Origin of the sequence: Modicisalibacter ilicicola DSM 19980 (assembly GCF_900128925.1) — a bacterium.
GTDB classification, from domain to species: domain Bacteria; phylum Pseudomonadota; class Gammaproteobacteria; order Pseudomonadales; family Halomonadaceae; genus Modicisalibacter; species Modicisalibacter ilicicola.
Window position 1 is genome coordinate 307,812 of the sequence record NZ_FQUJ01000004.1, and the last position, 24,010, is coordinate 331,821.

Sequence of the window (24,010 nt, forward strand, 5' to 3'; positions counted from 1 at the left end):
GAATGAATGAAAGCCGGGGCTCAGTGCCCCGGCTTTTCGGTTATAGGCGCTAAGGTGTCCAACACTCAAAACGCATAGCTGATGTGAGCCTTCACACTGCGCTCCGCACCGAAATAGCAGAAATTCAGGTCGAAGCAGGAGGCGACATACTCCTTGTCCAGCAGGTTGGTGACATTGAGACGCGCCTCGACGTTCTTCAAGCCGACCTGCCCCAGGTCGTACCCCAGTGTCGCGTCGACCAGCGTGTAGTCCGGCACCTTCTCGGTATTGGCGTCGTCGGCGTAGATGTCGGCGTAGTAGCGCACGCCCAGACCGGCATCCACTCCCGCGAGGGCGCCCTGGCGGACATCGTAGTGTCCCCATGCGCTGGCCTGATGACGTGGCACCTGGTTGTCCTGGTTGCCCTCGGTCTCGTTGCCGGTCTCTTCCAGGGTGACGTCGGTATAGGTGTAGCTGGCCTGCAAACGGAAGTTGTCGGTGAGCTGCGTATGCGCCTCCAGCTCGAGGCCGCGCGACTCGATCTCGCCCACGGCGCGGAAGAAGTCCTCGTTGGGCAGCTTGGTTGAGACGTTTTCCTGAGAGATGTCGAAGAGCGCCAGGCTGTAACGGCTCCGGGATTCGGAAGGCTGATACTTGAGGCCCACCTCTATCTGCTCGCCTTCGGTGGGCTTCAGCAGATCGCCGCTCGCGTCGGTGGTGCTGTTGGGGCTGAACGAGGTCGAGTAGCTGGTATAAGGCGCCAGGCCGTTATCGAACAGGTAGAGCAGTCCGGCGCGTCCGCTGAACTGGGTGTCGTCGAGCTCGCTCGCCGTGCCGCTCTGCTGATCGGTATTGGTGATGTCCACCCAGTCGTGACGCCCGCCGAGGGTTAGGCGCCAGTCGCCGATGGCCATCTGGTCCTGCAAGTAGACGCCGGTCTGGCTGAGTTCCCGGCGGCGTTTTATCGAGGCGATCGCGATCGGCTCGGCGCCATACCGCGGGTCGAAGGCATCGATGGGAGGGGAGGTGCCTGAGGGCCAAGTAACATCGTTCTCGCGATCCTGGTAGTCGGCGCCCAGCAGCACCGTATGCTCGACGAAGCCCGTGGTCAGGTTCGCCTCGAGCTGATTGTCCAGCGTCCAGGCCTGCAACGACTCGTCGGCACCCGAGTAGAAGCGGTTGAGTTCGGTGTCCGAGCCCCAGCCGAAGGCATAGACCTGAGCAAGCTCCACGTCGGCGTCCAGATATCGCAGTTTCTGACGTGCGGTCCAGGCATCATTGAAGCGATGCTCGAACTCGTAGCCGATCATGCGCTGCTCGCGCTCGAACTTGTCGTAGTCGTCCTCGCCCTCGAAGAAGGTATTGTCGATTCGGCGCCCGTTGCGATCCACGACGGTGCCCTCGTAGGGCAGGCCGGCGTGATAGCCACCTTCCGGGTCCTTGTGCAGGTAGGCGTAGAGGTCGAGACTCGTGGCGTCGGTGATGTCCCAGCTGAGCTGAGGTGCGAAGGCGTAGCGCTCCTCCTCCACCGGGCCGTATTGGGTATCGGCGGCCTGGGCCAGGCCGGTCAGGCGATAGGCCAGCCGGCGCCCTTCGTCCAGCGGGCCGGTGACGTCAAAGGCGGCGCTGCGCTGGGCGTTGTTGCCCGCGCCGAGGCGGATCTCGCCGCCCGTCGTGAAGTCGGGGCGCTTGCTGGTCAGCGCGACGAGCCCCCCGGGAGAGGCGCGGCCGTAGAGCACGGAAGCCGGGCCTTTGACCACCTCGATCCGTTCGAGAAAGTAGGGATCGATCACCAGCGAGCTGAAGGCGCCACCATCGCCCAGGATCTTCAAACCGTCGAGATAGGTATTGTTCACGCTGCCATCGACGAAGCCGCGCAGCACGATGTAGTCGTAGCGGTTGGAGGCCCCGATCTGATTGCTGAACACGCCCGGAGTGTAGTCCGTGGCGCGCTGCACGGTTTCGGCGCCTTTCTCCTGCCAATCCTCGTTTTCGATCACGGAGATCGCCTGGGGTGTCTCGATGAAGGGCGTATCGGTCTTGGTCGCCGCCTGGCCCGTGACGGTGACGGTCGAGAGCCGTTCCGCCTGCTGGGCCTGGGCGACGGCCGCCGCACCGACGGCGGCGAGAGAGATCGTTATCGTCATGGAGCGCGAAATGAACATGCGGCGAGTGTTCCTTCGGTAAGAGTGGCTATTGCAGATGATGAGAGCGATTGTGGCGTCCTGAACAGAGAATACTCTCTTTAGCAAATATAAATCATTATCATTTATTTTTCCAAGTAGGCGGCGCTGAGGAAGGCGCTCGAAGCGATGCCAGGTTGTGGCCTTCATTTCGAGGAAATGAGAATGATTCATTGACTAGCCACCCCTTTTCCCGAAGGGTGAGCGCCTGGTACGTCATCGTTCGGGGTAATGCATGGAGTTGTTGCGCGTCGTCTTTCGCGACTATCGCTGGCCGTTCGTCGGTGTCATGGTGCTGAGCCTGGCGAGTGCGGGCCTGGGGATCGGCGTCATCGCCTTCATCAACCGGCGCCTGATCGAGACCGTGGGGTCGCCGCTACACATCTTGCCCCAGTTCCTCGGGCTGATCGTCCTGCTGCTGCTGATCACCCTGGGCGCGCAGCTCGCGCTGACGACGTTGGGCCATCATTTCGTCCATGGGCTGCGGGGACGGCTGGTCAAGCGTATCCTCGATACCGACATCGAACGCCTCGAGCAGCTGGGCAGCGCCCAGCTACTGGCCAGCCTGTCCAGCGACGTGCGCAATATCACCACCGCCTTCGTGCGACTTCCCGAACTGGTGCAGGGCGTGATCCTGACCCTGCTGTCGGCGGCCTACCTGGCCTGGCTCTCGCCGCCGATGCTGGCCGTCGTCGCGGCATGGATCGCGCTGACGATAGTCGGTGGCTGGCTACTGGTAAGACGGGTCTATCGTCACCTTGCCGAGGTCCGCGAGACGGAAGATCGCCTCTACCAGGACTACGCCGGGGTGATCGACGGGCGCAAGGAGCTGCACCTCAATCGCGACCGAGCCCGGCATCTCTATGAGCTGGTCTACGAGCCGGATGCCCGCGCCTATCGTCATCACATCATCCGTGCCGATACCTACCACCTGAGTGCCGTCAACTGGTCCAACATCATGATGCTGGGCGCCATCGGCGTGGTCTTCTTCCTGGCCAACGGACTGGGCTGGGCGAACACCAACGTCGCGGCGACCTATTCGCTGGTCCTGCTGTTCCTGCGCACCCCATTGCTTCAGGCGGTGGGTGCCTTGCCGACGCTGTTGAGTGCTCAGGTCGCCTTCGACAAGCTCAAGAGACTCACGCTTGCCAATCACCGATCGGGATTCGAGAGCGGTCCGTCGCTCGAGGCGTGGCAGACCCTGGAGCTGCGCGGCGTGACGTTCCAATACACGAAGCATGATGGTCAGGCCGGATTTACCGTGGGCCCCATCGACCTCACTCTCCGACGGGGCGAGCGGGTCTTCCTGATCGGCGGCAACGGCAGCGGCAAGTCGACCCTGGCCAAGCTGTTGACCGGGCTCTATCGACCGCTGGCCGGCGAGATACGTGTCGATGGCCGCGTCATCGACGAGGCGCGCCTGCCGGCCTATCGTCGATTGTTTTCGGCGGTCTTCACCGACTTCCATCTCTTCGATCGGCTCCTCGGGCCCCAGGGGGAGAGGCCGGATGAGTCCGTGATCGATGCCTGGCTCAAGCGATTGAAGATGCAGGACAAGCTGCATTTCGATGCCGATCGCGTCACCAGTACCCAGCTCTCACAGGGCCAGCGCAAGCGCCTGGCCTTGCTGCTGGCGGTGGCGGAGCAGCGCGACATGCTGTTGCTGGATGAGTGGGCGGCAGACCAGGATCCCGTGTTTCGGCGGGTCTTCTACCGCGAGCTGTTGCCGCTGTTGCAGGCAGCGGGGCACACCGTCTTCGCGATCAGCCACGACGATACCTATTTTGCTCATGCCGATCGGCTGCTCGAGATGCGCGACGGCCGATTGCAGGAGCTGACCGGCGAACAGCGGGTCCAGGCGAGTCGGGACGCGGTATCCCGGCTTGGATAAGGCTACTCGAGCCAGGGAGGCGATGGCCGGAGTCACTCATTGCCAATACAAATGAAAATGATTACTATCTGCTTTCAGTGATCGTCCGCCCTTGCCGAATTCTGGACATCGCTTGCCGACGCCTGACCTAGAAAATCCAACCGAGAGTTCCCGATGCCTCATCCCCGTCTAGTGCCCGCGCCCGCCAACTGTCTTGGTCGGGCCATCTGCCGTTGCCTGAACGTTTCGTTGTCCGGCACCCTGCTGGCGATTCCCGCGGCCGCGCTGGCGCAGGATGCCCAAGAGAACCCGGCTCAGGAAGAGACCACGGAGACCATGGTCGTGGTCGGCACGGCGCTGAAGGTCGAGGCACCCCTGGTGGAAACACCTCGGCCGGTGTCGACGGTGAATCGCGAGGAACTCGACGAGCGCAACGTCCAGAGCCTCGATGAAACCTTCCGCTATCGCGCAGGCGTGCTCTCCGGCCACTATGGCGCGGACAACAACACGGATTGGTTCAAGGTGCGCGGTTTCGATCACTCCACCTATCAGAACGGTCTGCGCATCTATCGCGAGGGGTTCTATCAGTGGCTTCCCGAGCCTTACGGGCTGGAGCGCGTCGAGGTCTTCAAGGGGCCATCCTCGATCCTCTATGGCGAAGCGCCTCCGGGTGGTCTGATCAACGCCGTCAGCAAGCGCCCGACACGCGAGGAGCAGGGACGCGTCGACCTGCAGGTCGGCAACCGCGATCATCGCCAGGTCGGACTGGATACCTCGGGGCCATTGAGCGAAAGCGGTGACGTGCGCTATCGGCTGGTGGGGCTCTACAAGGAGCGCGACGGCGATCTGGATCATACGGAGAACGAACGCTACTACCTGGCGCCGAGCCTGGCGGTGGACCTGAGCGACGACACCACGATTACCTTCCTGGGCAGTTTCCAGAAGGACGATGGTGTGCCGACCAACCCCTTCAAGCTGGCCTATGGCACCGTGCAGGACACGCCGTTCGGCAAGGTGGACCCTTCCACCAACTACAGCGAACCGGGCTACGACAAGGACGAGCGTACCCAGAGCGCCCTGGGGTACGAGTTCGAGCACCACTTCAACGACACCTGGACCTTCGAGCAGGATCTGCGCTACAGCGAACTGGATCTGGACTTGAGAAGCACCTACATCCTTTCTCAAGCGTCGGCCACGGAGGGATATCGTGGACATCTCCAGCGCGATGGCGAGATCGAGAGCTGGACCGTGGACAACCGCATGGTCGGCAAGTGGTTCACCGAGCGCACCGAAAACACGCTGCTGATTGGCATCGATTATCAGGACTTCAATCTGCAAGGCGCGGAGGGAGATCTGTTCTCCTTCGGCGCGCCCATCGATATCTTCGATCCCGAGTACGGCAACTTCACGCCGGTGGACGACAGCCAGCTGATCGAGCGCGAGATCGACAAGCAGCAGCTGGGCCTCTACCTGCAGGATCAACTGCGCCTCGACGACCGCTGGGTCTTGCTGGGGGGCGTGCGTTACGACAGCGCGGAGACCGACAACGCCAATCGCACCAGCGGTGTGACCCAGCGTTCCGACGACGATGCCCTGTCCTGGTCGGGCGGGGTCATGTACCTGGGTGAGAACGGGATCAATCCCTACCTGAGCTACACCGAGTCCTTCGAGCCGATCGGCCGCGTCGATGACGGTGGCTCGCTGTACGACCCGCGGGAGGGCGAACAGTGGGAGCTAGGGCTTAAATACGCACCACCGGGCTGGGACGGCTATGTCACGGCGGCGGTGTTCGATCTCGAGGAAAACAACACCCTGGTGACGTCTCCCGCCGGTTTCCAGGTGCAGGAAGGCGAGCGAAAGTCCACGGGGTTCGAGCTCGAAAGCGTGAGCTACCTCACCGACAACCTGCAGCTGACCGCCGCCTACACCTACACCGATGCGCGACTGGAAGACGACGAGCGCGCACCGCTGATTCCCCGCCATCAGGCCTCGGCCTGGCTGGACTACGCCTTTGCCGGCAATGCCCTCGACGGCCTCAAGATCGGTGGCGGCGTGCGCTACGTCGGTGAGTCCGTGGACGGCGACATCGAGGTACCGGACTATACGGTGGTGGATGCCATGGCCAGCTATGATCTCACCGATCACTGGCGGACCCAAGTCAACGTCACCAATCTCACCGACAAGGAGTACGTGGCCAGCTGCGATTACTGGTGCTACTACGGCGAGTCCCGCAGCGTGATCGGCAGCCTGAGCTATCGCTGGTAGGAAATCGGTTGAAATAGGCCTGCTATCAGCCGCTTTCCAAGGCTTTCGAGAGGCAAGGCAGTGGTAGATTGGGTAAGAAATCTATCACGCCAAAGCGGGGCCGATCGATGAAAACCACCATGCGTCTCATGAGCGCCATCACGCTGGCGGCATTGGTTGGCGGCTGTGCAACGTCCGGAAGCGATCCTGTGCCGCCCGCCTATGACACGAGCCGCGGCGATGGCGTGCCTCCGGCCGATGGCTTCTATCTCGCCGAAGAGGCAAGCGAGGAGCGGTACACGTACCAGGCCTTGATGAGCAACATGCTCGCCACCGCCGGCACGGCCTTGCTGTTGAGCAGCAATGCCGGGCTCGGCTTGTCGCTGGGCAAGTCGTTCGGACTCGGCCTGGCCGCCTCGATGCTGGAACCCTCGCCAGAGGAGGAAGCCGGCGCAGATTCCTCCCGAATACCCACCGCTCAAGCGATGACGCCAGAAGAAATGCAGGCCTATGTTCGCGCCTCGATGCAGCAGGCAGGACGCCAGGCACTGATGACTCTGGGGGTGTCCGATCAGGCGATCGAACAGGGCCTGCGCTACCAGTCTGCCTACGCGCAAATCAGCGGCAGCACCTTCGTGGTCAGCGAGCAGGAGGGCTGCCTGAAGAGGGTGGGAAGCGACGGCTCCACGGCCTGTGTGCTGAAGCTCCAGTTCGAAGCCCCGGTCCAGGGAGGCCCTCGGGCCAGGCCCCTGTTCGCCGGCAACCAGGGCGGCGTCTATCAGGCCCCCGGTGACTTCGGTCTGTAGCACCGTTCCGTTCGTCTCGTTGTCAGTTCATGTTGGACTCCACTTGCTCCCGGTCAACCAGCCGGGAGTTTTTTGTTTGCGCCCGGGCAGTGCTCTTGGTTACATCCGTGGAGTGTCGATGGATTTCGCTCGAGGAGCTGCACAACAATGAATCCCTTCCCCCTGGAGGAGCGCCTCTTCGAGGCGCTGCGTAATGGCGACTGGCCTAGCCCTGCTCAGGCGTGGCGGTTGGATGAGGTAGGACTGACGGCACCGACGCTGGTCGAACTGTTCGAGTCCCAGGTGCTCAGCCGCCAGCTGGACCTGCATGCTCGGCGCCTGCAGGCCCGCGGCGAGGCCTTCTACACCATTGGCAGTTCCGGCCACGAGGGCAACGCGGCGATCGCCAAGGCATTTCGGGTGACGGACCCGGCCTTTCTTCACTATCGTGACGCGGCCTTCCTGCTCCAGCGCAGCAAGCAGCTGCCCGGCCAGACCCCGACCTACGACATGCTGCTGAGTTTCGCCGCCTCCAGCGCGGACCCGATCTCCGGCGGCCGTCACAAGGTGCTGGGCTCCAAGGCGCTCAACGTGCCGCCCCAGACCAGCACCATCGCCTCCCACACGCCCAAGGCGGTAGGCGCTGCCCATAGCCTGGGGGTATGGCGGCGGCTGGGCAGGCGCGGCGAGTGGCCCACCGACAGCGTGGTGTTGTGCAGCTTCGGGGACGCTTCCTTCAACCACTCGACCACCCAGGGCGCCCTCAACGCGGCGGCCTGGGCAGCCTACCAGGGCGCGCCGATGCCCTTGGTCATGATCTGCGAGGACAACGGCATCGGTATCTCCACGCCGACCCCCGCCGGCTGGATCGAGCAGAGCATGCGCGGGCGCCCGGGCTTTCACTACGTAAGCTGCGACGGGCTCGACCTGCTCGACACCTACCGTGCCGCCCGGGAGGCGGAGCGTCTGGCACGCCGCCTCAAGCAGCCGGTGTTTTTGCACATGCACTGCGTGCGCCTGATGGGTCACGCCGGCTCCGATGCCCAGCAGGCCTACATGACGACGCAGCAGATCAAGGCCGCCGAGGCGCGGGACCCGCTGCTGTTCAGCGCCGGCCTGCTGGTGCGCCACGGCGTGCTCGACCCCGAGGCCCTCCAGGCGCTCTATCACCACATCGGTGAGCGGGTCGCCCAGGTGGCGGAACTGGCCATCCAGCAGCCCAAGCTGGAAAGCGCCGAGGCGGTGATGGCCTCCATCGTGCCGCCGCCGCGACCCGGCCGCCGCCGACCCGTTGAACACCAGGTGGACGAGACGCCGGCGACCATGGCCCGACTGCTCGGCCAGACCCTGTACCGGCTGATGGAGGAATATCCCCATCTGGTCATGGCCGGGGAGGACATCGGCCGCAAGGGCGGTGTCTATGGCGTGACCCAGCGCCTGCAGGCCAAATACGGTGCCTATCGCATCATCGACACCCTGCTCGACGAACAGAGCATCCTGGGCCTGGGCATGGGACTGGCCCATAACGGCTTCGTGCCCATCGTCGAGATCCAGTTCCTGGCCTACCTGCACAACGCGGAGGACCAGCTGCGCGGCGAAGCCGCCACCCTGAGCTTCTTCTCCCAGGGGCAATACACCAACCCCATGGTGGTACGCATCGCCGGGCTCGGCTATCAGAAGGGCTTCGGTGGCCATTTCCACAATGACAATGCCATTGCCGTGCTGCGCGACATTCCCGGCCTGCTCCTCGCCTGCCCCTCGAACGCCGCGGACGCGGTGGGTCTCTTGCAGGAGGCCGTACGCCTGGCGGACGAGGAGCAGCGCGTGGTGGTGATGCTCGAGCCCATCGCCTTGTATCACTGCCGCGATCTGCTCGAGGAAGGCGATCAGGGGTGGAGCTTCGCCGACCCGGGCCCCGAATGCCGGCTACCCGTGGGATCACTGGGCCAGTGGGGCGAGGGGCGCGATCTGGCGATCGTCACCTACGGCAACGGCGTCTATCTCACGCACCAGGCCCGAGCCAGACTCGAGACCCAGGGCATCGAACTGCGCATCATCGACCTGCGCTGGCTGACGGCGCTCGACCATGACGCGATCCATCACCGGGTGGCCGACTGCGCCCAGGTATTGTGCGTGGACGAATGCCGCCGCAGCGGTTCAATCAGCGAGGAAGTCATCACCGGCCTGGTGGAGCGGGGCATGGAATCCCCTCGCCTGCACCGCCTGACTGCCGAGGACAGCTTCATCCCCCTGGGGCCGGCGGCGACAGTCACCTTGCCTTCGGTCGAGGCGATCATCGCCCATGCCACGCACCTGGTGGGCGGTAGTCGCTCCTCGCGACAACGGGCGTTGACCGCCGAGGGGAGGCCGAGGTCATGAGCGAACTGACACACGCCTCGCGCCGGGAGCGCCTGGTGATCGTCTGCCCCGGGCGCGGCACCTACAACCAGGCGGAGTGGGGCACCCTGACCCGCCATGCCGCCGGTAGCGCGTGGCTGTCGCGCTTCGATGCGCTGCGCCGCGAGCAGGGCCAGCCCACCCTCAGCGAACTCGACGGCGAGACACCGTTTCGCATGAGTCTTCACGGGCGCGGTGATCACGCCTCGCCGCTGATCTATGCCTGCGCCCTGGCGGACGTGCTGGCCATCGATCCGGCGCGTTACGAGATCTGCGCCGTGACCGGCAACTCCATGGGCTGGTACATCGCCCTGGCCGTCGGCGGTGCACTGCCCAAGGACGCTGCCTTCACACTGATCAACACCATGGGCCACCTGATGCAGACCACCCTGAACGGCGGGCAGGTGATCTATCCCTGGGTCGATGACCAGTGGCGGCCCCAACCCGAGCGCCGCCGGGAGCTGTTGGCGCTGATCGAGACCCTGCATGGCCAGGATGGCAGCGAGCTTTATCTCTCCATCGACCTCGGCGGCATGCTGGTGTTCGGCGGCAACGAGGCCGGGCTCAAGCGCCTGATCGAGGAACTGCCGCCGCTGGAGCGCTTCCCCCTGCGATTGCATCAGCATGCGGCCTTCCATACGCCGCTGCAGGAGGGCGTGAAGGCCGAGGCCAGAACGCGCCTGCCGGCAACATCCTTCGGTGCTCCCCGGCTGCCGCTGATCGACGGCCGAGGCAAGCTCTGGACGCCCTGGAGCACCGACCCCGAAGCGCTCTGGGACTACACCCTAGGCGAGCAGCTGGTGACGCCCTATGACTTCACCACCGCCCTCAATGTGAGCGTGCGCGAGTTCGCCCCGGACCGCATCGTGATCCCCGGGCCGGGATCGACCCTCGGCGGCGCCGTCGCTCAGGCGCTGATTCAGCTCGGCTGGCAAGGGCTCGACAGCAAGGCCGCGTTTCAAGCCATGCAGCAGAGCGAGCCAAGGCTGATCAGCATGGGTATCGAAGAGCAAAGGAGGTGGTTGGTGGATGAGGAGTAGGGCAATTAGCGATTCTGTGTCTTGTGGTGATTGACGGGGGGTGCTTGAAGGCAACCGATAGGCTTTCGTACCGGTAGATAAGAAAGCGGGAGGGGGCGATGGAGTATGGCGAGTTTGTCGGCGAGGTCGTGACCACCTGGCTGGTGGAGCGGGAATCGCGGGATCGCCTGATGCGTCTGGAGGCGGACTTCATCTATCGCGACCCCCAGGGCCGGGAGTGGCTGGCGCCCAAGGGGCGAACGGTCAACGGTGCGAGCATCCCGTCTTTCCTGTGGGGGCCGGTGTTCGGCTCGCCCTACCTGGGCAACTTTCGTCGCGCAAGCGTGGTGCACGATATCGCCGAGGAAGACCGTGAACGTTCCTCTCGGGACGTGCACCGCATGTTCTTTTATGCCATGCGCTGCGACGACACCGAGCCTTGGCTGGCTGGTGTCATCTATGCGGCGGTGCGCGTGTTCGGCGAGAAATGGGGCACGCCCCAGAGCGTTGCCATGCCGCCGACCCAGGACAACATTGCCGCCTTCCTGGAGATGGTTCACTCCTCGGAGTTCACCGGAAAAGACGCCCTGGATGACCTGGATAGCCTGCTCGAGGATTTCATGGGTCGACGCATGGAACGTTAATCGATGGCATATCAGCTAGCCTTCTCTGGTGCCGGGCAGAGTAAGCGATCGGCGATCGAAGGTATAGATTCCCGAGTACGGCTCGCCTTTCGAGCGTGCAAAATAGGCGGCTTTTCTGGCAATCAAGGCACCGGGAAAATCCGCATTCTTTTGCCGGTAATCCTGCAAAGCCTGCCATACCGTCTCGTCGTCCTCGAACATCAGCGTCGGCTCTTGCAGCAGGCTGTTGATGACGTCGACCAACGCTTGCTTGTCGGCACGATACTTCTTGCCTTTCAGTGTCCAGAGAGTCTCGACAAGGACGATATCCGTTATCAGTACCAGTGTTTCGCCTTGGAGCAAAGCCTTGGCTCGGTGCGCCTGAGCCTCATCATCCTGCAGTAGATAACGCAAGAGCACATTGGTATCGATGGCGATCACGTCGCCGATTCCCGGCTGGCATCGCGTTGCTCCACCGCTTCTTGCAAGGAGTCTTCATCGCTTAGGGAAGGGTCTCCCGAAAGATGGGCAAGCGCGCCCTCGGCTGCGCCAACGTGCTGTTTCATCAAGGTGATTTGACCGTCGTGGATGAACACCTTGACTTTGTCGCCGGGCGTAATGCCTATCTCCCGACAGAGATCGATGGGTAGCGTGATTTGCCGCTTCGAGCTGACGGTAGCTAGAGTCTTGGCCATACGGTTCGCTCCTTTATACATCAGGATGAATAAGCGCTGAGTACGCTTTACTTTTTGGAGATGGTAAATTTTCAAAGCAGACAAGTTGTGGGCAAATTGCAGCGGTAGCTGATAGAGGATAGGCAAGCTGTTAGGCTGCTCACACCATCCGTCACCGGCCTCGATAGACCGTCATGCCCACCCCGGCTTCCTTCGTGCCACGCCATGCGCTGGCGGGCCTGCTGATCCTTGCAGGTCTGCTGCTCCAGGTCCTCGGCTTCACGGATTTCGTCTCGGTGCCGCATCTGGTGGGCTATGCTTTCTGGCTGGCGACGCTGCTGCTGTGGCGCGACATACCCCAGCGTACGCGCCTCCAGGCAGGGGTTCTCGCCGGACTCGGGCTTGCCATGCTGCTGGTAACGGATCTCCATTACGGTGAATCGCTTCAATGGGCGGGTATCCTCGACGGCAATACCCATGTGGTGGCGATGCTGGTGGGGGTCAGTTTCATCGGGTTGATCGGCAATCGCCGCGACCGCTCGCTCGGGCGCTCCGTCACTGGCCTGCGAGGTACCGCCGGCACCTGGTTGGGCGTCCATCTGCTGGGGATCATCCTCAACCTCTCGACGGTCTTCATGATCGGCGACCGCCTGGCCCGCAATGGCACGCTGTCCCTGCCTCAGCTGCTGGCGCTCAACCGCGGCCTCTCGAGCGCGGCGCTCTGGTCGCCTTTCTTCGCCTCCATGGGCGTGGTGATGACACTGGCACCGGGAATGACCTATTCGAGCGTGCTGGCGGTGGGCTTGCCGTTGGCGCTGCTGGCCGGTGCCATCACGCTGCTCGACCTTTCCCGACGCTTCGATCTTGCCGAGGTGACCGGGTTTTCTCTCTCGCCGCGAAGCCTGATGATGCCGTCCGCCATGGCCATGCTGGTGCTACTCTTTCACTATTGGCTGACGCCTGGGTTGACGATCGTCAGCATCATCACCTTCCTGCTGCCGGCGGTGGCGTTGGCCAGCAATCTGGTTCAAGGGCCACGCTGGACATTTGCCCGCACTCGCCGGCATGCGCTGGAACGGCTGCCCGCCATGCGTGGCGAGATTTCTCTTTTTCTTTGCGCGGGGCTCTTCACCCTGGGATTGTCGAGTCTGATCGATGCCGCCACCGGCGGTGAATGGACGCTCTTTGCCGAGTTCGGTGCCGCGCAAGGGGTGATCAGCTTCCTGGTCATCGTGGCCAGCGCCATCGCCGGCCTGCACCCCATCATCGGCGTGTCGGTGCTGGCGTCGATGCTGGATCTTAAGGGCAGCGAGCAGACCCTTTTCGCCTTCGTCGCCCTCGGCGCCTGGGCGGTGGGCACCGCTGCCGGCCCCCTCTCGGGCATCAATCTCTCGCTACAAGGGCGCTACGGCATCAGCGGCTACCGCATGATGAGGCACAACCTGGGCTACGCGGCGGTGATGGCCGGGCTGGTGTCGATGGGTATCCTGGCGCTCGATATCGCGCTGTGACGGCAAAGGGCCGACTCTCGTAGAAAGCCGTGAATAGCGCCAAAAATCGGAACGTTTCAAGCGCTCTTGGGTGGCTTGATCAGGCTTTCTGCTGGGATGCCGAACATTTCATGCAACCTCCAGACCATGGCCAGGGTCAGATTGCGCTTGCCGTTCAAGATTTCGTAGACCCGATTGCGCCGACCGATGGCCTTCTCCAGGTCGCGGGCCGTCAGCCCTTCCTGGTCCATGCGAAACTTGATGGCCTCGATCGGGTCTGGCAGGTCGACTGGATAATGCTCTGCTTCGTAGGCTTCGATAAGGATCAGCAGGATCTCGAAATGGTCGCCATCGTCGGTGCCGGGTTCGGGTTCGTTCTCGAAGAAAGCGGATGCTTGCCGCAGGGCAGCTTTATAGTCTTCCTCGGTACGAATCGGGCGAATGTTCATGTGTCACTCCATTTCAACCGTTGCGGCATCCACCTTGTCGTATTCTTTGTGGGTGCCGATGAACTTTATGTAGACCGCTCCGAACCGGTAGGCGATGGCAACGATCAGCCGGTAATCATTGCCCTTGATATTGAACACCACACGCTTGTTGCCAACGGGGCTAGCATTTCGGTACTTGGCCTTGATGTCATGTGCGTCCTTCCAGGTAGCGTGCCGAGCCTCTTCTACCCAGGCCTCCAGAGGCGCCTTGGCATCGGGATGCGTATTCCAGAAGTCGCGCAAATTTTTGATGGCAATGATCCGCATAGGCTGCATGTTGTCCCATGATGGGACTAAAGGCAAGCAGAATAGTTCCCACACTCCGACAAAGCGTTGATTTAGTGAACGCTTCTCAATGTGTTGAATCCGAAGCTGTCCCTGTTCTTTCTTGCCTTCCTGCCCTAGTTCGTAACGCCGTGCGCCTTGCACTTCATTTCGCTCGGCGATTTATTCAGTAATTCCTTAGCAGTGCCCTTGATGGTGCTCCAGAATGTGGGAATGCGTTCGTTATAGAGAGGGAAGCGCCCATGCCCGCAGGGTGGGTTCTGCTATCGACACTGCTGCTTGGCGGTGCCGGCCTGCTGCATCTCTTCCATCGGCGGCTGCGAGTCAGCCTGGCCGCCCCACGGGTGCCGGTGGAGCGCAGCCTGGCCGAACACGGGATAGAAGGCGAGACGGTGAGCATTCCTACTCGGCGCGGACGGACGCTGGTAGGCTGGTGGCTACCCGCCGATGGGCGGGGCGCGGTGGTGATCACGCACGGCTGGGGCGCCAATCGAGAGCTGATGCTGCCGTTGGCTCGCCCCCTGCAGGCCGCGGGTTGGAAGGTGTTGCTGTTCGATGCCCGCAATCACGGCGAGAGCGACGACGACACCTTCTCCTCCATGCCGCGTTTCGCGGAGGATACCGAGGCCGCCCTGGCATGGCTGCGCCGCCGGCCCGGCATGGCCGAGGAGCCGGTCGCGTTGCTCGGCCATTCGGTGGGGGCCGCCGCGGTGTTGCTGGCTGCCTCGCGCCGAGACGAGATCGCCGCCGTGATCAGTCTCTCCGCCTTCGCCCACCCGGATGGCATGATGCGCCGCTGGCTGGCCAGCAAGCGATTGCCGTTCTTTCCACTGGGCTGGTATGTGCTGCGCTATGTGGAGCACGTGATTGGGCATCGCTTCGACGCCATCGCCCCGGTGACCACCCTGCCGAGGGTACGTTGCCCGGTGCTGCTGGTGCACGGCCGCGACGATAGCGTGATTCCCCCGAGTGATGCCGAGTGCCTTCATGCCCATCGTGGCGGTGCTTTTGTCGAGTTGCGTTTTCTGCCGGGCGATCACGATCTTAGCCAACACATCGACGACGAGTTACCACAACTGCTGGCCTTCCTGGCGACGTTCACGACGCCAAAAATGGACGAGTGCCGGCCTGCCTAGGAATAATATAGTTACCGAGAATAGCGAAGGCAGGATGGCCTGCTTAGGCGCGCATGGCTTTTGTTCCCTATCGCCGATGTTGCCTGGTTAGAATGGTTCTTGCCGTTCGCTGCCGATCGAGGAGCCTCCATGAGCACCGCCGATACCTGGATACTCACCGCCCAATGCCCTAGCCGCCTGGGCACCGTGGACGTGGTCACACGCTTTCTCAAGGAAAATCACTGCTACATCACCGAGCTCAACTCCTTCGATGACCGGCTGGCCTGCCACTTCTTCATCCGCGCCGAGTTTCGACCTGAAAATGAGGGATTCGATAGCGAGCGCTTCCAGGATGAGTTTGCCCCTCGGGCAGCAGAGTTCGACATGACCTTCGAACTGACCCCGCCGGGTAGGCGCACACCCGTGGTGATCATGGTCTCCAGGACGGATCATTGCCTGAATGATCTGCTCTATCGCTATCGTACCGGGCAGTTGCCCATCGACGTGCGAGCGGTGATCTCCAACCACCCGGATCTCGAACCCCTGGCGGCCTGGCATCGGATTCCCTATCACCATTGCCCCATCACGCCGGAAACCAAGCCGCAGCAGGAAGCCGAGGTGTGGCGAATCATCGAGGAAACCGGTGCCGAGCTGGTGATACTGGCGCGTTACATGCAGGTATTGTCGCCAGGGATGAGCGCGCGACTCAGCGGTTGGGCGATCAATATCCATCACTCGCTGCTGCCCGGCTTCAAGGGCGCCAAGCCCTACCACCAGGCCTACGAGAAGGGCGTCAAGCTGGTCGGGGCCACGGCGCATTACATCAACGACGATCTGGACGAAGGCCCGATCATCACCCAGGGCGTCGAGGCGGTGGATCATAGCCATTACCCCGAGGACCTGGTCGCCAAGGGGCGTGATATCGAGCGCCAGACCCTGGCCCGGGCCATCGATTACCACCTTCAGCGCCGGGTATTCCTGCATGCCAGGCGCACGGTGGTGTTTGCAGGAAGCTGATGTTGACGCCTCTTTTATTCTCTCAAGGCAGGTCTCAGGTCTAGAGCAAACCCATTACCGCCTTGAGGCTTTTTTCCAATGCCGACATTTCACTATCGGTCAACAAGGCCAGGGGGCCATCACTGAGTCGCCGACGATCCAGCGTACGGGGATGTTCTGCCATCGCATAGCAGGTTTTCAATAGCCGGTCTCGGGGGGCGATCTCGATTCGAAGCGTCTTGAATGTCGGTCGATACTGCGTCGTGAGCGGTACTACCACCAGGGTCGAAAGCGCGCTTTCCAGAAGCTCGTCGGCCTGCAGGATAACCACGGGGCGAGCCTTGCCGATTTCCTTGCCCTTATTGGGATTCAAGTTGGCAACCCAGATTTCGCCACGCTGCATCAACGCCACCAGTCGCTGGTGACGTCATCATCATCCAGGGCCTGATCATCAGTGGCATCGGCCAGCGCGCGCGCCTCGGCGCTTGCCGCGCTATCCTCGCCAATGGCGTTGGCGGCGGTGACGACCTCCGCCATGAAGCGCTCACGCTCGCGTCGCGTCACGTAGTCGGTGATCGCTTCCCGCACGATCTCGGAGCGTGACCGACCCTCACGCTCGGCTTCCGTGGCAAGCAGTGTTTCGACCTCGTCGGGTAATCTCAAGCTGATGGCAGCCATGGCATGTTCTGCGTATTACGATATGTAATACACAGGGTAGCGTACTATCCGAAAACTAGCTACACACGACCCTCGGCAGGGCTCGATATCTCCTCCGATATCGCAGGCATGTCGGCGACGAACGGCGTCATGGCCTCGTCTTCTCTTCCGACTATCGTTTAAACGTTCGAATGAGGCTATAACGAAGGAGTGATCCTCGACATCTGGAGCCTTCATGACCGCCAGCCTGCCGGAAACCCCGCACCGCCTCGAGCGTATGCAGCACCTGTTCGAGGCCCAGCGTCAGGCCTACGAGCATGAGCCCGTGCCGGAGGCAGCGCAGCGCATTGATCATCTCAGGGCGCTCAGGGCGAGCCTGGTTCGCCATCAGGAGGCACTGATCGAGGCGATCGATCGGGATTACGGTCGCCGCTCAGGGGACGAGACGCGCCTTGCCGAGATTTTGCCGACGGCGCAGGGGATCGATTATGCCGTCAAGCGCGTGCGGCACTGGATGAAGCCTTCACGACGACGAGTCGGGCTGGCCTTCCAGCCGGGCAAGGCACGCGTGGTCTATCAACCGCTGGGGGTGGTCGGCATCATCGTGCCCTGGAACTACCCGTTCTATCTGGCCCTGGGGCCGTTGACCGCCGCCCTGGCCGCCGGCAACCGGGCGATGCTCAAGATGAGCGAGTTCACCCCGGCTACCGCCGAGGTGGTGGCCCGCTTGCTGGACGAGGTCTTCGACGAGACGCAGGTGGCGGTGGTCACCGGCGAGGCCGAGGTCGGCAAGGCGTTTTCGCAGTTGCCCTTCGACCATCTGCTGTTCACCGGCAGCACCGCGGTGGGCCGTCAGGTGATGCGTGCTGCCGCCGCCAACCTGACCCCGGTGACGCTCGAACTGGGCGGCAAGTCGCCGGCCATCGTCTCCCGGAACGTGCCCATCGAACATGCCGCCGAGCGCATCGCCTTCGGCAAGGGACTCAATGCCGGCCAGACCTGCGTCGCGCCGGATTACGTGCTCTGCCCCCGGGAGCGCGTCGACGAGCTGGTGGAGGCGCTACGCCGGCAGTTCACGTCTCTTTATCCTGCCCTGCACGACAACCCCGACTACACCTGGATCGTCAACGACCGCCAGCATGGGCGTCTCAAGGGGTACCTCGATGACGCCCTGGCCAAGGGCGCCCGGGCGATCGCGATCAACCCGGCCGAGGAGGAGTTCGATGATGTACGTGTCATGCCGCCCACGCTGGTCCTCGATGTGGACGACACCATGCGCCTCATGCAGGAGGAGATCTTCGGCCCGCTGCTGCCCATCGTCCCGGTCGACAGCCTCGAAGATGCCATGAGCTACGTGGCCCGACGCCCACGCCCGCTGGCGCTGTACTACTTCGGTTACGATCGGGCCGAACAGCGCCGCCTGATGAGCCATACCCACGCCGGCGGCATGTGCGTGAACGACAGCGTGCTGCACGTGGCCCAGGAGGACCTGCCCTTCGGCGGCATCGGTGCCTCGGGCATGGGCCACTACCATGGGCACGAGGGGTTTCTCACCTTCAGCAAGGCCAAGGGGGTGTTCATCAAGCAGCGCCTCAATACGGCCAGGCTGATCTACCCGCCCTATGGCGGACGGCTGCAGCGGCTGATCTATCACTGGTTCCTGCGGTAAGGACGTACCGATGCCGATCGTGCTCTCGCGTCGCGAGCTGTTGAAGCTGGGCCTGGGTACCAGTCTGGCCGTGAGCGCGATCGGCGTGACCGCAAGCCTCGCCGGGTGCTCCTCAGATCGGCCGGCGACGGGCTTTGCGGTGCTGCGCGATGGTGACCTGGCGCCCCTGGCTGCGCTGCTTCCCATCATGGTTGGCCCGCACCCGGCGTTGCAGCAGGAGCAGGGCGCCATCGAGGCCGCGCTGCACCAGCTCGATCGCAGCCTGGCCTCCATGTCGCCGGCGATTCAAAAAGAGGTTCGGGAGTTGCTCGATCTGCTCAACCTGCCATTGACCCGAGGCCCCTTGACCGGTGTTTGGGGTGCCTGGGAGAAGGCGTCACCCGAGGATATCGACGCCTTCCTGGTTCGCTGGCGGGACAGTCGTCTCGACCTGTTGCGACAGGGCTACAAGGCGCTCAACCAACTGCTGCTGATGGCCTGGTATGCGCTGCCGATGGCCTGGGCCGAGACCGGCTACCCGGGGCCGCCCCGGATATGAGTGATTCGTCGACCAATAGAAGGTAAATGCCCATGCCGGTGCCCGATCCGTTCCTGCAAGGTGTCGCCCGAGGCTGGCGCGTGCTCGATGCCTCCCGGCTCGAGGCGGACCCGGTCTTCGAGGCCGACGTCATCATCGTCGGCAGCGGGGCTGGCGGTGGTGTCAGTGCCGAGATCCTCGCCGGGGCAGGGTTGTCCGTGCTGCTGGTCGAGGAGGGCTCGCTCAAGACCTCCAGCGACTTCGAGAATGACGAGGCCAAGGCCTATGCCGAGCTCTATCAGGAAGGGGCGGCGCGCATGACGAAGGATGGCGGGATCAGCATCCTTCAGGGGCGAACGGTTGGCGGCTCTACCACCGTGAACTGGACCAGCAGCTTTCGTACGCCAGAGCCGACCCTGAGCCATTGGGCCGAGGCCCACGCGGTGACGGGCCTCGATGCCGTGAGTCTCGTACCCTGGTTCGAACACATGGAAGCACGGCTCGGCGTGTCGCCCTGGACCGTCGCACCGAATCCCAACAACGATGTTTTGCGCGCCGGCTGCGAGGCGCTGGGCTGGCACTGGGCGACGATCCCGCGCAACGTCCGCGGCTGCTGGAACCTGGGCTACTGCGGTACCGGTTGCCCGACCAACGCCAAGCAGTCGATGCTGCTGACCACCGTGCCAGCTGCCCTGGAGGCCGGAGCCACCCTGATTCATCGGGCCCGTGCCGAGCGGCTGGTGCTCGAAGGCGATCGGGTCGTGGGGGTGGAATGTCGGGGCATGAATGCGACCCTCAGCCGGCCCGAGGGGCCTCGTCTGCACTTGCGTGGCCGCCATGTGGTGCTGGCCGGCGGCGGCATCAACACACCGGGACTGCTATTGCGCTCCAAGGCGCCGGACCCGTTCGAGCGCCTCGGCAAGCGCACCTTCCTGCATCCGGTGAACCTGACGATGGCCCGGTTCGAGCAACGCATCGACGGCTACTATGGGGCGCCGCAGTCGGTGCACAGCGACCACTTCCAGTGGCGCGAGGGCGTGACCGGCCCCATGGGCTTCAAGCTGGAGGTGCCGCCCATGCAGCCCAGCATCATGGCGGCCCTGTTCGGCGGTCATGGTATCGAGAGTCTTGCGCGCATGAGCCGACTCTCCCACAGCAACGTCGTCATCGCCTTGCTGCGCGACGGGTTCCATCCCGAGAGCCAGGGCGGGCAGGTGATGCTGCGAAGCGATGGCACGCCGGTGCTGGATTACCCCCTCAACGACTATCTCTGGGATGGGGTACGGCGCGCCTACCTGGCCATGGGCGAATTGCAGTTCGCCGCCGGTGCCAGCGCGGTGATGCCTGGCCACAGTCGCGCCCGCTTCAGTCCCAGCTGGCCGGACTTCCGTGAGCAGGTGAAGGCGCTGCGCTATGCCCGGCATGACGTGCGCCTGGCCAGTGCCCACGTGATGGGCGGCTGTGGGCTGGGTGACGACCCGCGCCGCGCCGTGGTCGACAGTCATGGCCGACACCATCAGCTCGCGAACCTGTCCATCCTCGATGGCTCGCTGTTTCCCACCAGTATCGGTGCCAACCCGCAGCTTTCCATCTACGCCGTGGTGGCCTGCCTGGCCAGCAGGCTCGCGGCGCGACTTGGTGCGTGAATGAAGCTTCCTTGACTGTTCTCAACGCATGCGAGACTCGAACATGAGACGATGGTCGCGCTCGGGGCGAGGCCCCGGCAACCCCGATGATCGTTCCGATAGGAGGTGTCGTGACCAGCATGCAGACTCCACGCAAACCCCGCACCCTGATCTACTCCTGTTCCGGTTGTTCGGATGTCGCTCAGCTGGCCAATGACGTGGCGGTGCGCCTCGACCATGCCGGTGTGGCAGAGATGTCCTGTATCGCCGGCGTCGGCGGCGGCGTGCCGGGTCTGGTGAAGACCGCTCGGTCGGGCCGGCCGATCGTGGCCGTCGACGGCTGCCAGATGCACTGTGTCACCCACTGCCTGGAAAATGCCGGCGTCACCGCCACCGAGCATGTCAAGCTCTACGAGAAGGGCTACAAGAAGCGGCGGGGCAAGCGCTACAGCGACGCGGAGATCGCCCAGGTCTGCGACGATGTCAGCGACATCATCGCGCGGCTGCCCGTCTGACCCGGCAAGGCGGGCACCCTCTCAGCGCGTCGCCTGCCACCCTGGCCGGGTGAATTCGCTATAGTAGAGCGTCATTTTGTCATCGGGACGCTTACCTTGCCTCTGCTTGAATCGCTTTCTCCGCTCTCCCCGATATTGAACCTGGCTTTGGTGGGGCTCGCCATGCTCACCTCGGTCATCTCGGCCAGCGTGGGCATTGGTGGCGGCACGCTGTTGATCATCGTCATGGCGCAAGTCATGCCTGCCACGGCGCTGATCCCGGTGCACGGCATGGTCCAGCTGGGCTCCAACCTGGGGCGCGCGACCCTGACCTGGCGCCACATCGACCGCCAGGTGATTGCCGCCTTCCTGCCCGGGGTCGTGCTGGGTGCCCTGGCCGCCGCCTGGCTGCTGATCCGCCTGCCGAGCGGGGTACTGGAACTCGCCATCGCGGCGTTCGTGCTCTATTCCTGCTGGGGCCCGAGCCTGCCCAAGGGCCGCCTGGGCAAGGGTGCGACCCTGGCCGCGGGTGCGGTGACCACGTTGCTTTCCAGCCTGATCGGTGCCAGCGGTCCCCTGGTGGCGGCCTTCGTCAAGCACAGCCAGACCACCGCTTTCGCCCGGGTGGCGACCTTCGCCGCCTGCATGAGCCTGCAGCATCTGACCAAGGCCTTCGTGTTCGGCGTGGCGGGATTCGTTTTCCGTGACTGGCTGGGGCTGATGGCGGCGATGATCGCCGCCGGGCTGCTCGGCACCTGGCTAGGGCTGCGACTATTGCGGGGCCTGAGCGACAAGCGCTTCGATACGCTGTTCAAGTGGATGCTGACGCTGCTGGCGCTGAGACTTCTGTGGATGGGAATCGAGGAGCTCGTGGCGTCATGAGCTTCAGGTGGCGAAGCGTTGCGTCGCTGCCTGGGGGTCCGGGGCGGCACAGATCGCCGAGATCACCGCCAGGCCCTGGGCCCCGGCCTCGCGTACTGCCCGCACATGCTGCGCCTGCAGCCCGCCGATGGCCACGCCGGGCAACCTGCTCGCCGCGGCCAGCGACGCCAAGCCCTCGAAGCCCAGTGGCGCCTCATGGTCGCCCTTGGTCGAGGTGGCGAACACCGGCCCCAGTCCCAGATAGTCGATGAGGGCGGGATCGACCTGGGCGAGCTGTTCGTGGCTGTTGATGGAAAGCCCGAGGATGGCCTCGGGGCCGAGGGCCGCGCGTGCCGCCGCCGCGTCCCCGTCGGTCTGGCCGATGTGCAGGCCGTCCGCCCCGACGGCCAGGGCTACCTCGAGCCGATCGTTGATGATCAGTGGCACGCCACTTCCGGCCAGCGCCGTTTTCAATGCCTTGGCCTGGGGAATGAGTTCGGCGTCCGTGGCGTGCTTATCACGCAGCTGCACCATGGTCACGCCGCCACGCACCGCGGCGACGACCGTGGCGACCAGGCCGCGCTCGGCGCACATCGCCGGATCGGTGATGAGATACAGGGAAAGGTCAAAGGACATCGTCGATCTCCACGCGCAGGCGGGCATTGAGCTGGCTGTCATCCAGCTGATGAAGGACATCGAGAAAGGCGACGGCGAAACTGCCGGGGCCGTCGGCTTGCTCATGGGCGATCTCGCCGGCCACGGCGTAGCAGGTCATGGCCGCCAGCACAGCCTCGAAGCGATCCTCGGCGCCGACGAGAAAGGCGGCGATCACGCCGGTCTGGGAGCAGCCCATCACGGTGATGCGCGACATCATGGGATGCCCGTTGGCGACCCGGGCGCGACGTCTGCCATCGGTGACGAAATCCACCGGGCCACTGACCGCCACCACACCGCCGGTGCGAGCGGCCAGCGTGATGGCGGCCTGCTCGGCGGCCTCGACGGCATCGGTGCTGTCCACACCGCGCCCGCCGCCGCTCGCCGAGGCCAGGGCAATGATCTCCGAGGCGTTGCCGCGAATCACCGTAGGGTTCAGCTCCACAAGACGCGCACCGACCCGGCGACGATACGCCGTGGCGCCGACCGCCACCGGATCGAACACCCAGGGTGTTCCCGCTTGATTGGCGGCCCGGGCGGCAATCTCCATGGACTCGACCCACTCGGCCGAGAGCGTGCCGATGTTGATGCTCAGCGCATCGGCAAGTGCTGCGAACTCCGCGACTTCTTCCCTAGCATGCACCATCGCCGGCGAGGCGCCGATCGCCAGCAGCACATTAGCCATCACGTTCATCGCCACATGATTGGTGATGTTCTGTACCAAGGGCGCACGTCGGCGCAGGCGGGCAAGATGAGAGGGACAATCGAACATGCGGGTGCCTCCAGCCGGAGCCTCAGTAATCGTTGCCGGTCATGACCCAGAGTATCTGAGTTTCTGTTTCACCGGGATTGTGGATCAGGTGCGGCTTGTCGTCGGCCAGCGAGAAGCTGTCACCTGCCTCGAGGGTAAAGGTCTGGTCGCCGATCGTCAGCTCCAGTGTGCCGGCGGCGACATAGCCTGCCTCCTCGCCCTTGCGTCGTCTCGGCGTTTCACCGCCACTTCCCCCCGGCATCAACCGGGTCATGATGAGCAGCAGCTGGCCACTGAGCCGCGGTGACAAGAGCTCCTCCCGGGCGCCGATGCCTAAAAAGGCCATGGTACGTCGATGATCGGCCCGGACGATATATTCGCTTTCTCCATTGCTGGCGTTTTCCTCGGGATGGAAGAACCAGCTTGCACGCACCCCCAGCGCCTTGCTGATGGCCTGGAGCACCCCGATGGGCAGCGATGAAGTGCCCCGCTCGACCTGGCTCAGGTAACCCACGGACTTGTCGACCTCCTTGGCCAGTGTCGCCAGGGTGATCCGCTTTGCCTTGCGCAGATCGCGAATCTGACGTCCGACATGCAGGTCCTCGGGTGCGGCTTGATTCTTCTTTTCCATGGT

24 protein-coding genes are annotated in these 24,010 nt (G+C 63.6%); 14 read left to right on the forward strand and 10 right to left on the reverse strand.

The window, feature by feature from the left end:
* Window positions 1-65: 65 nt before the first annotated feature.
* Window positions 66-2,144 (reverse strand): TonB-dependent siderophore receptor, encoded by a 2,079-nt coding sequence (locus BUA41_RS05950; RefSeq protein WP_072820726.1) that lies wholly within the window; start codon window positions 2,142-2,144, stop codon window positions 66-68.
* A 253-nt stretch (window positions 2,145-2,397) separates the two neighbouring features.
* Here BUA41_RS05950 and BUA41_RS05955 point away from each other — a divergent pair, with 253 nt between their 5' ends.
* The 6 genes from BUA41_RS05955 (at window position 2,398) to BUA41_RS05980 (ending at window position 11,121) form a co-directional block, all read left to right on the forward strand.
* Entirely contained in the window at window positions 2,398-4,053 is a 1,656-nt protein-coding gene (locus BUA41_RS05955; RefSeq protein ID WP_072820727.1) for a multidrug ABC transporter permease/ATP-binding protein, read from the forward strand.
* A 153-nt stretch (window positions 4,054-4,206) separates the two neighbouring features.
* Entirely contained in the window at window positions 4,207-6,297 is a 2,091-nt protein-coding gene (locus tag BUA41_RS05960) for a TonB-dependent siderophore receptor (RefSeq protein ID WP_072820729.1), read from the forward strand.
* A gap of 107 nt (window positions 6,298-6,404) precedes the next feature.
* A complete protein-coding gene (locus BUA41_RS05965; RefSeq protein ID WP_139249061.1) occupies window positions 6,405-7,082 on the forward strand; it encodes a hypothetical protein in 678 nt (225 codons plus the stop codon).
* 147 nt (window positions 7,083-7,229) lie between these two features.
* Window positions 7,230-9,440, forward strand: a complete 2,211-nt coding sequence (locus BUA41_RS05970) for a thiamine pyrophosphate-dependent enzyme (protein WP_072820734.1) — start codon at window positions 7,230-7,232, stop codon at window positions 9,438-9,440.
* A complete protein-coding gene (locus BUA41_RS05975) occupies window positions 9,437-10,498 on the forward strand; it encodes an acyl carrier protein (RefSeq protein ID WP_072820735.1) in 1,062 nt (353 codons plus the stop codon). Before BUA41_RS05970 ends, BUA41_RS05975 begins: the two co-directional genes overlap by 4 nt.
* Window positions 10,499-10,596: 98 nt before the next feature.
* Complete coding sequence (locus tag BUA41_RS05980; RefSeq protein WP_072820736.1) at window positions 10,597-11,121, forward strand: DUF1353 domain-containing protein; 525 nt, start codon at window positions 10,597-10,599, stop codon at window positions 11,119-11,121.
* A 15-nt stretch (window positions 11,122-11,136) separates the two neighbouring features.
* Here BUA41_RS05980 and BUA41_RS05985 read toward each other — a convergent pair whose 3' ends face one another.
* Complete coding sequence (locus tag BUA41_RS05985; RefSeq protein ID WP_072820738.1) at window positions 11,137-11,541, reverse strand: type II toxin-antitoxin system VapC family toxin; 405 nt, start codon at window positions 11,539-11,541, stop codon at window positions 11,137-11,139.
* Window positions 11,538-11,795, reverse strand: a complete 258-nt coding sequence (locus BUA41_RS05990) for an AbrB/MazE/SpoVT family DNA-binding domain-containing protein (protein ID WP_072820739.1) — start codon at window positions 11,793-11,795, stop codon at window positions 11,538-11,540. The genes BUA41_RS05985 and BUA41_RS05990 overlap by 4 nt, the downstream gene beginning before the upstream one ends.
* Before the next feature lie 173 nt (window positions 11,796-11,968).
* Between BUA41_RS05990 and BUA41_RS05995 the strand changes: the two genes are divergently transcribed.
* Complete coding sequence (locus BUA41_RS05995) at window positions 11,969-13,285, forward strand: hypothetical protein (protein WP_072820740.1); 1,317 nt, start codon at window positions 11,969-11,971, stop codon at window positions 13,283-13,285.
* 56 nt (window positions 13,286-13,341) lie between these two features.
* Here BUA41_RS05995 and BUA41_RS06000 read toward each other — a convergent pair whose 3' ends face one another.
* Together BUA41_RS06000 and BUA41_RS06005 are read right to left on the reverse strand one after the other, a co-directional pair.
* Window positions 13,342-13,713 carry a helix-turn-helix domain-containing protein gene (locus BUA41_RS06000; RefSeq protein ID WP_072820741.1) on the reverse strand — a complete coding sequence of 124 codons (372 nt, stop codon included), beginning with the start codon at window positions 13,711-13,713 and terminating at the stop codon, window positions 13,342-13,344.
* A 3-nt stretch (window positions 13,714-13,716) separates the two neighbouring features.
* Window positions 13,717-14,181, reverse strand: a complete 465-nt coding sequence (locus BUA41_RS06005; protein ID WP_245791856.1) for a type II toxin-antitoxin system HigB family toxin — start codon at window positions 14,179-14,181, stop codon at window positions 13,717-13,719.
* A 98-nt stretch (window positions 14,182-14,279) separates the two neighbouring features.
* Here BUA41_RS06005 and BUA41_RS06010 point away from each other — a divergent pair, with 98 nt between their 5' ends.
* Together BUA41_RS06010 and purU are read left to right on the forward strand one after the other, a co-directional pair.
* Window positions 14,280-15,173 carry an alpha/beta hydrolase gene (locus tag BUA41_RS06010; RefSeq protein ID WP_072820743.1) on the forward strand — a complete coding sequence of 298 codons (894 nt, stop codon included), beginning with the start codon at window positions 14,280-14,282 and terminating at the stop codon, window positions 15,171-15,173.
* Window positions 15,174-15,302: 129 nt separating this feature from the next.
* On the forward strand, window positions 15,303-16,169 hold the full coding sequence (gene purU / locus BUA41_RS06015; protein ID WP_072820745.1) for a formyltetrahydrofolate deformylase: 867 nt from the start codon (window positions 15,303-15,305) through the stop codon (window positions 16,167-16,169).
* Window positions 16,170-16,209: 40 nt separating this feature from the next.
* Here purU and BUA41_RS06020 read toward each other — a convergent pair whose 3' ends face one another.
* Window positions 16,210-16,551, reverse strand: coding sequence for a type II toxin-antitoxin system PemK/MazF family toxin (locus tag BUA41_RS06020; RefSeq protein ID WP_175546935.1), 342 nt, complete (start codon window positions 16,549-16,551; stop codon window positions 16,210-16,212).
* On the reverse strand, window positions 16,551-16,826 hold the full coding sequence (locus tag BUA41_RS06025; RefSeq protein WP_072820749.1) for a ribbon-helix-helix protein, CopG family: 276 nt from the start codon (window positions 16,824-16,826) through the stop codon (window positions 16,551-16,553). Before BUA41_RS06025 ends, BUA41_RS06020 begins: the two co-directional genes overlap by 1 nt.
* A 214-nt stretch (window positions 16,827-17,040) precedes the next feature.
* Between BUA41_RS06025 and BUA41_RS06030 the strand changes: the two genes are divergently transcribed.
* The 5 genes from BUA41_RS06030 (at window position 17,041) to BUA41_RS06050 (ending at window position 21,992) form a co-directional block, all read left to right on the forward strand.
* Window positions 17,041-18,474, forward strand: a complete 1,434-nt coding sequence (locus tag BUA41_RS06030) for a coniferyl aldehyde dehydrogenase (RefSeq protein ID WP_072820751.1) — start codon at window positions 17,041-17,043, stop codon at window positions 18,472-18,474.
* Window positions 18,475-18,484: 10 nt separating this feature from the next.
* The gene (locus BUA41_RS06035; protein ID WP_072820753.1) at window positions 18,485-19,012 is read left to right on the forward strand and encodes a twin-arginine translocation pathway signal protein; all 528 of its coding nucleotides are present in this window, start codon (window positions 18,485-18,487) and stop codon (window positions 19,010-19,012) included.
* A 32-nt stretch (window positions 19,013-19,044) separates the two neighbouring features.
* Window positions 19,045-20,637: a GMC family oxidoreductase gene (locus tag BUA41_RS06040; protein WP_072820843.1), complete on the forward strand. Its 1,593-nt coding sequence runs from the start codon at window positions 19,045-19,047 to the stop codon at window positions 20,635-20,637.
* Window positions 20,638-20,756: 119 nt separating this feature from the next.
* Window positions 20,757-21,131: a putative zinc-binding protein gene (locus BUA41_RS06045; protein WP_072820845.1), complete on the forward strand. Its 375-nt coding sequence runs from the start codon at window positions 20,757-20,759 to the stop codon at window positions 21,129-21,131.
* A gap of 96 nt (window positions 21,132-21,227) precedes the next feature.
* Window positions 21,228-21,992 carry a sulfite exporter TauE/SafE family protein gene (locus BUA41_RS06050; RefSeq protein WP_072820755.1) on the forward strand — a complete coding sequence of 255 codons (765 nt, stop codon included), beginning with the start codon at window positions 21,228-21,230 and terminating at the stop codon, window positions 21,990-21,992.
* A gap of 3 nt (window positions 21,993-21,995) precedes the next feature.
* Here the strand turns inward: BUA41_RS06050 and thiE are convergent, their stop codons facing one another.
* From thiE to BUA41_RS06065, 3 genes are read right to left on the reverse strand one after another with little or no spacing between them, the layout of a single operon-like run.
* Window positions 21,996-22,607 carry a thiamine phosphate synthase gene (thiE, locus tag BUA41_RS06055; RefSeq protein ID WP_072820757.1) on the reverse strand — a complete coding sequence of 204 codons (612 nt, stop codon included), beginning with the start codon at window positions 22,605-22,607 and terminating at the stop codon, window positions 21,996-21,998.
* On the reverse strand, window positions 22,597-23,397 hold the full coding sequence (gene thiM, locus BUA41_RS06060) for a hydroxyethylthiazole kinase (protein ID WP_072820761.1): 801 nt from the start codon (window positions 23,395-23,397) through the stop codon (window positions 22,597-22,599). The genes thiE and thiM overlap by 11 nt, the downstream gene beginning before the upstream one ends.
* A 22-nt stretch (window positions 23,398-23,419) precedes the next feature.
* Window positions 23,420-24,007, reverse strand: coding sequence for a helix-turn-helix domain-containing protein (locus tag BUA41_RS06065; protein ID WP_072820763.1), 588 nt, complete (start codon window positions 24,005-24,007; stop codon window positions 23,420-23,422).
* Between the last annotated feature and the right edge of the window lie 3 nt (window positions 24,008-24,010).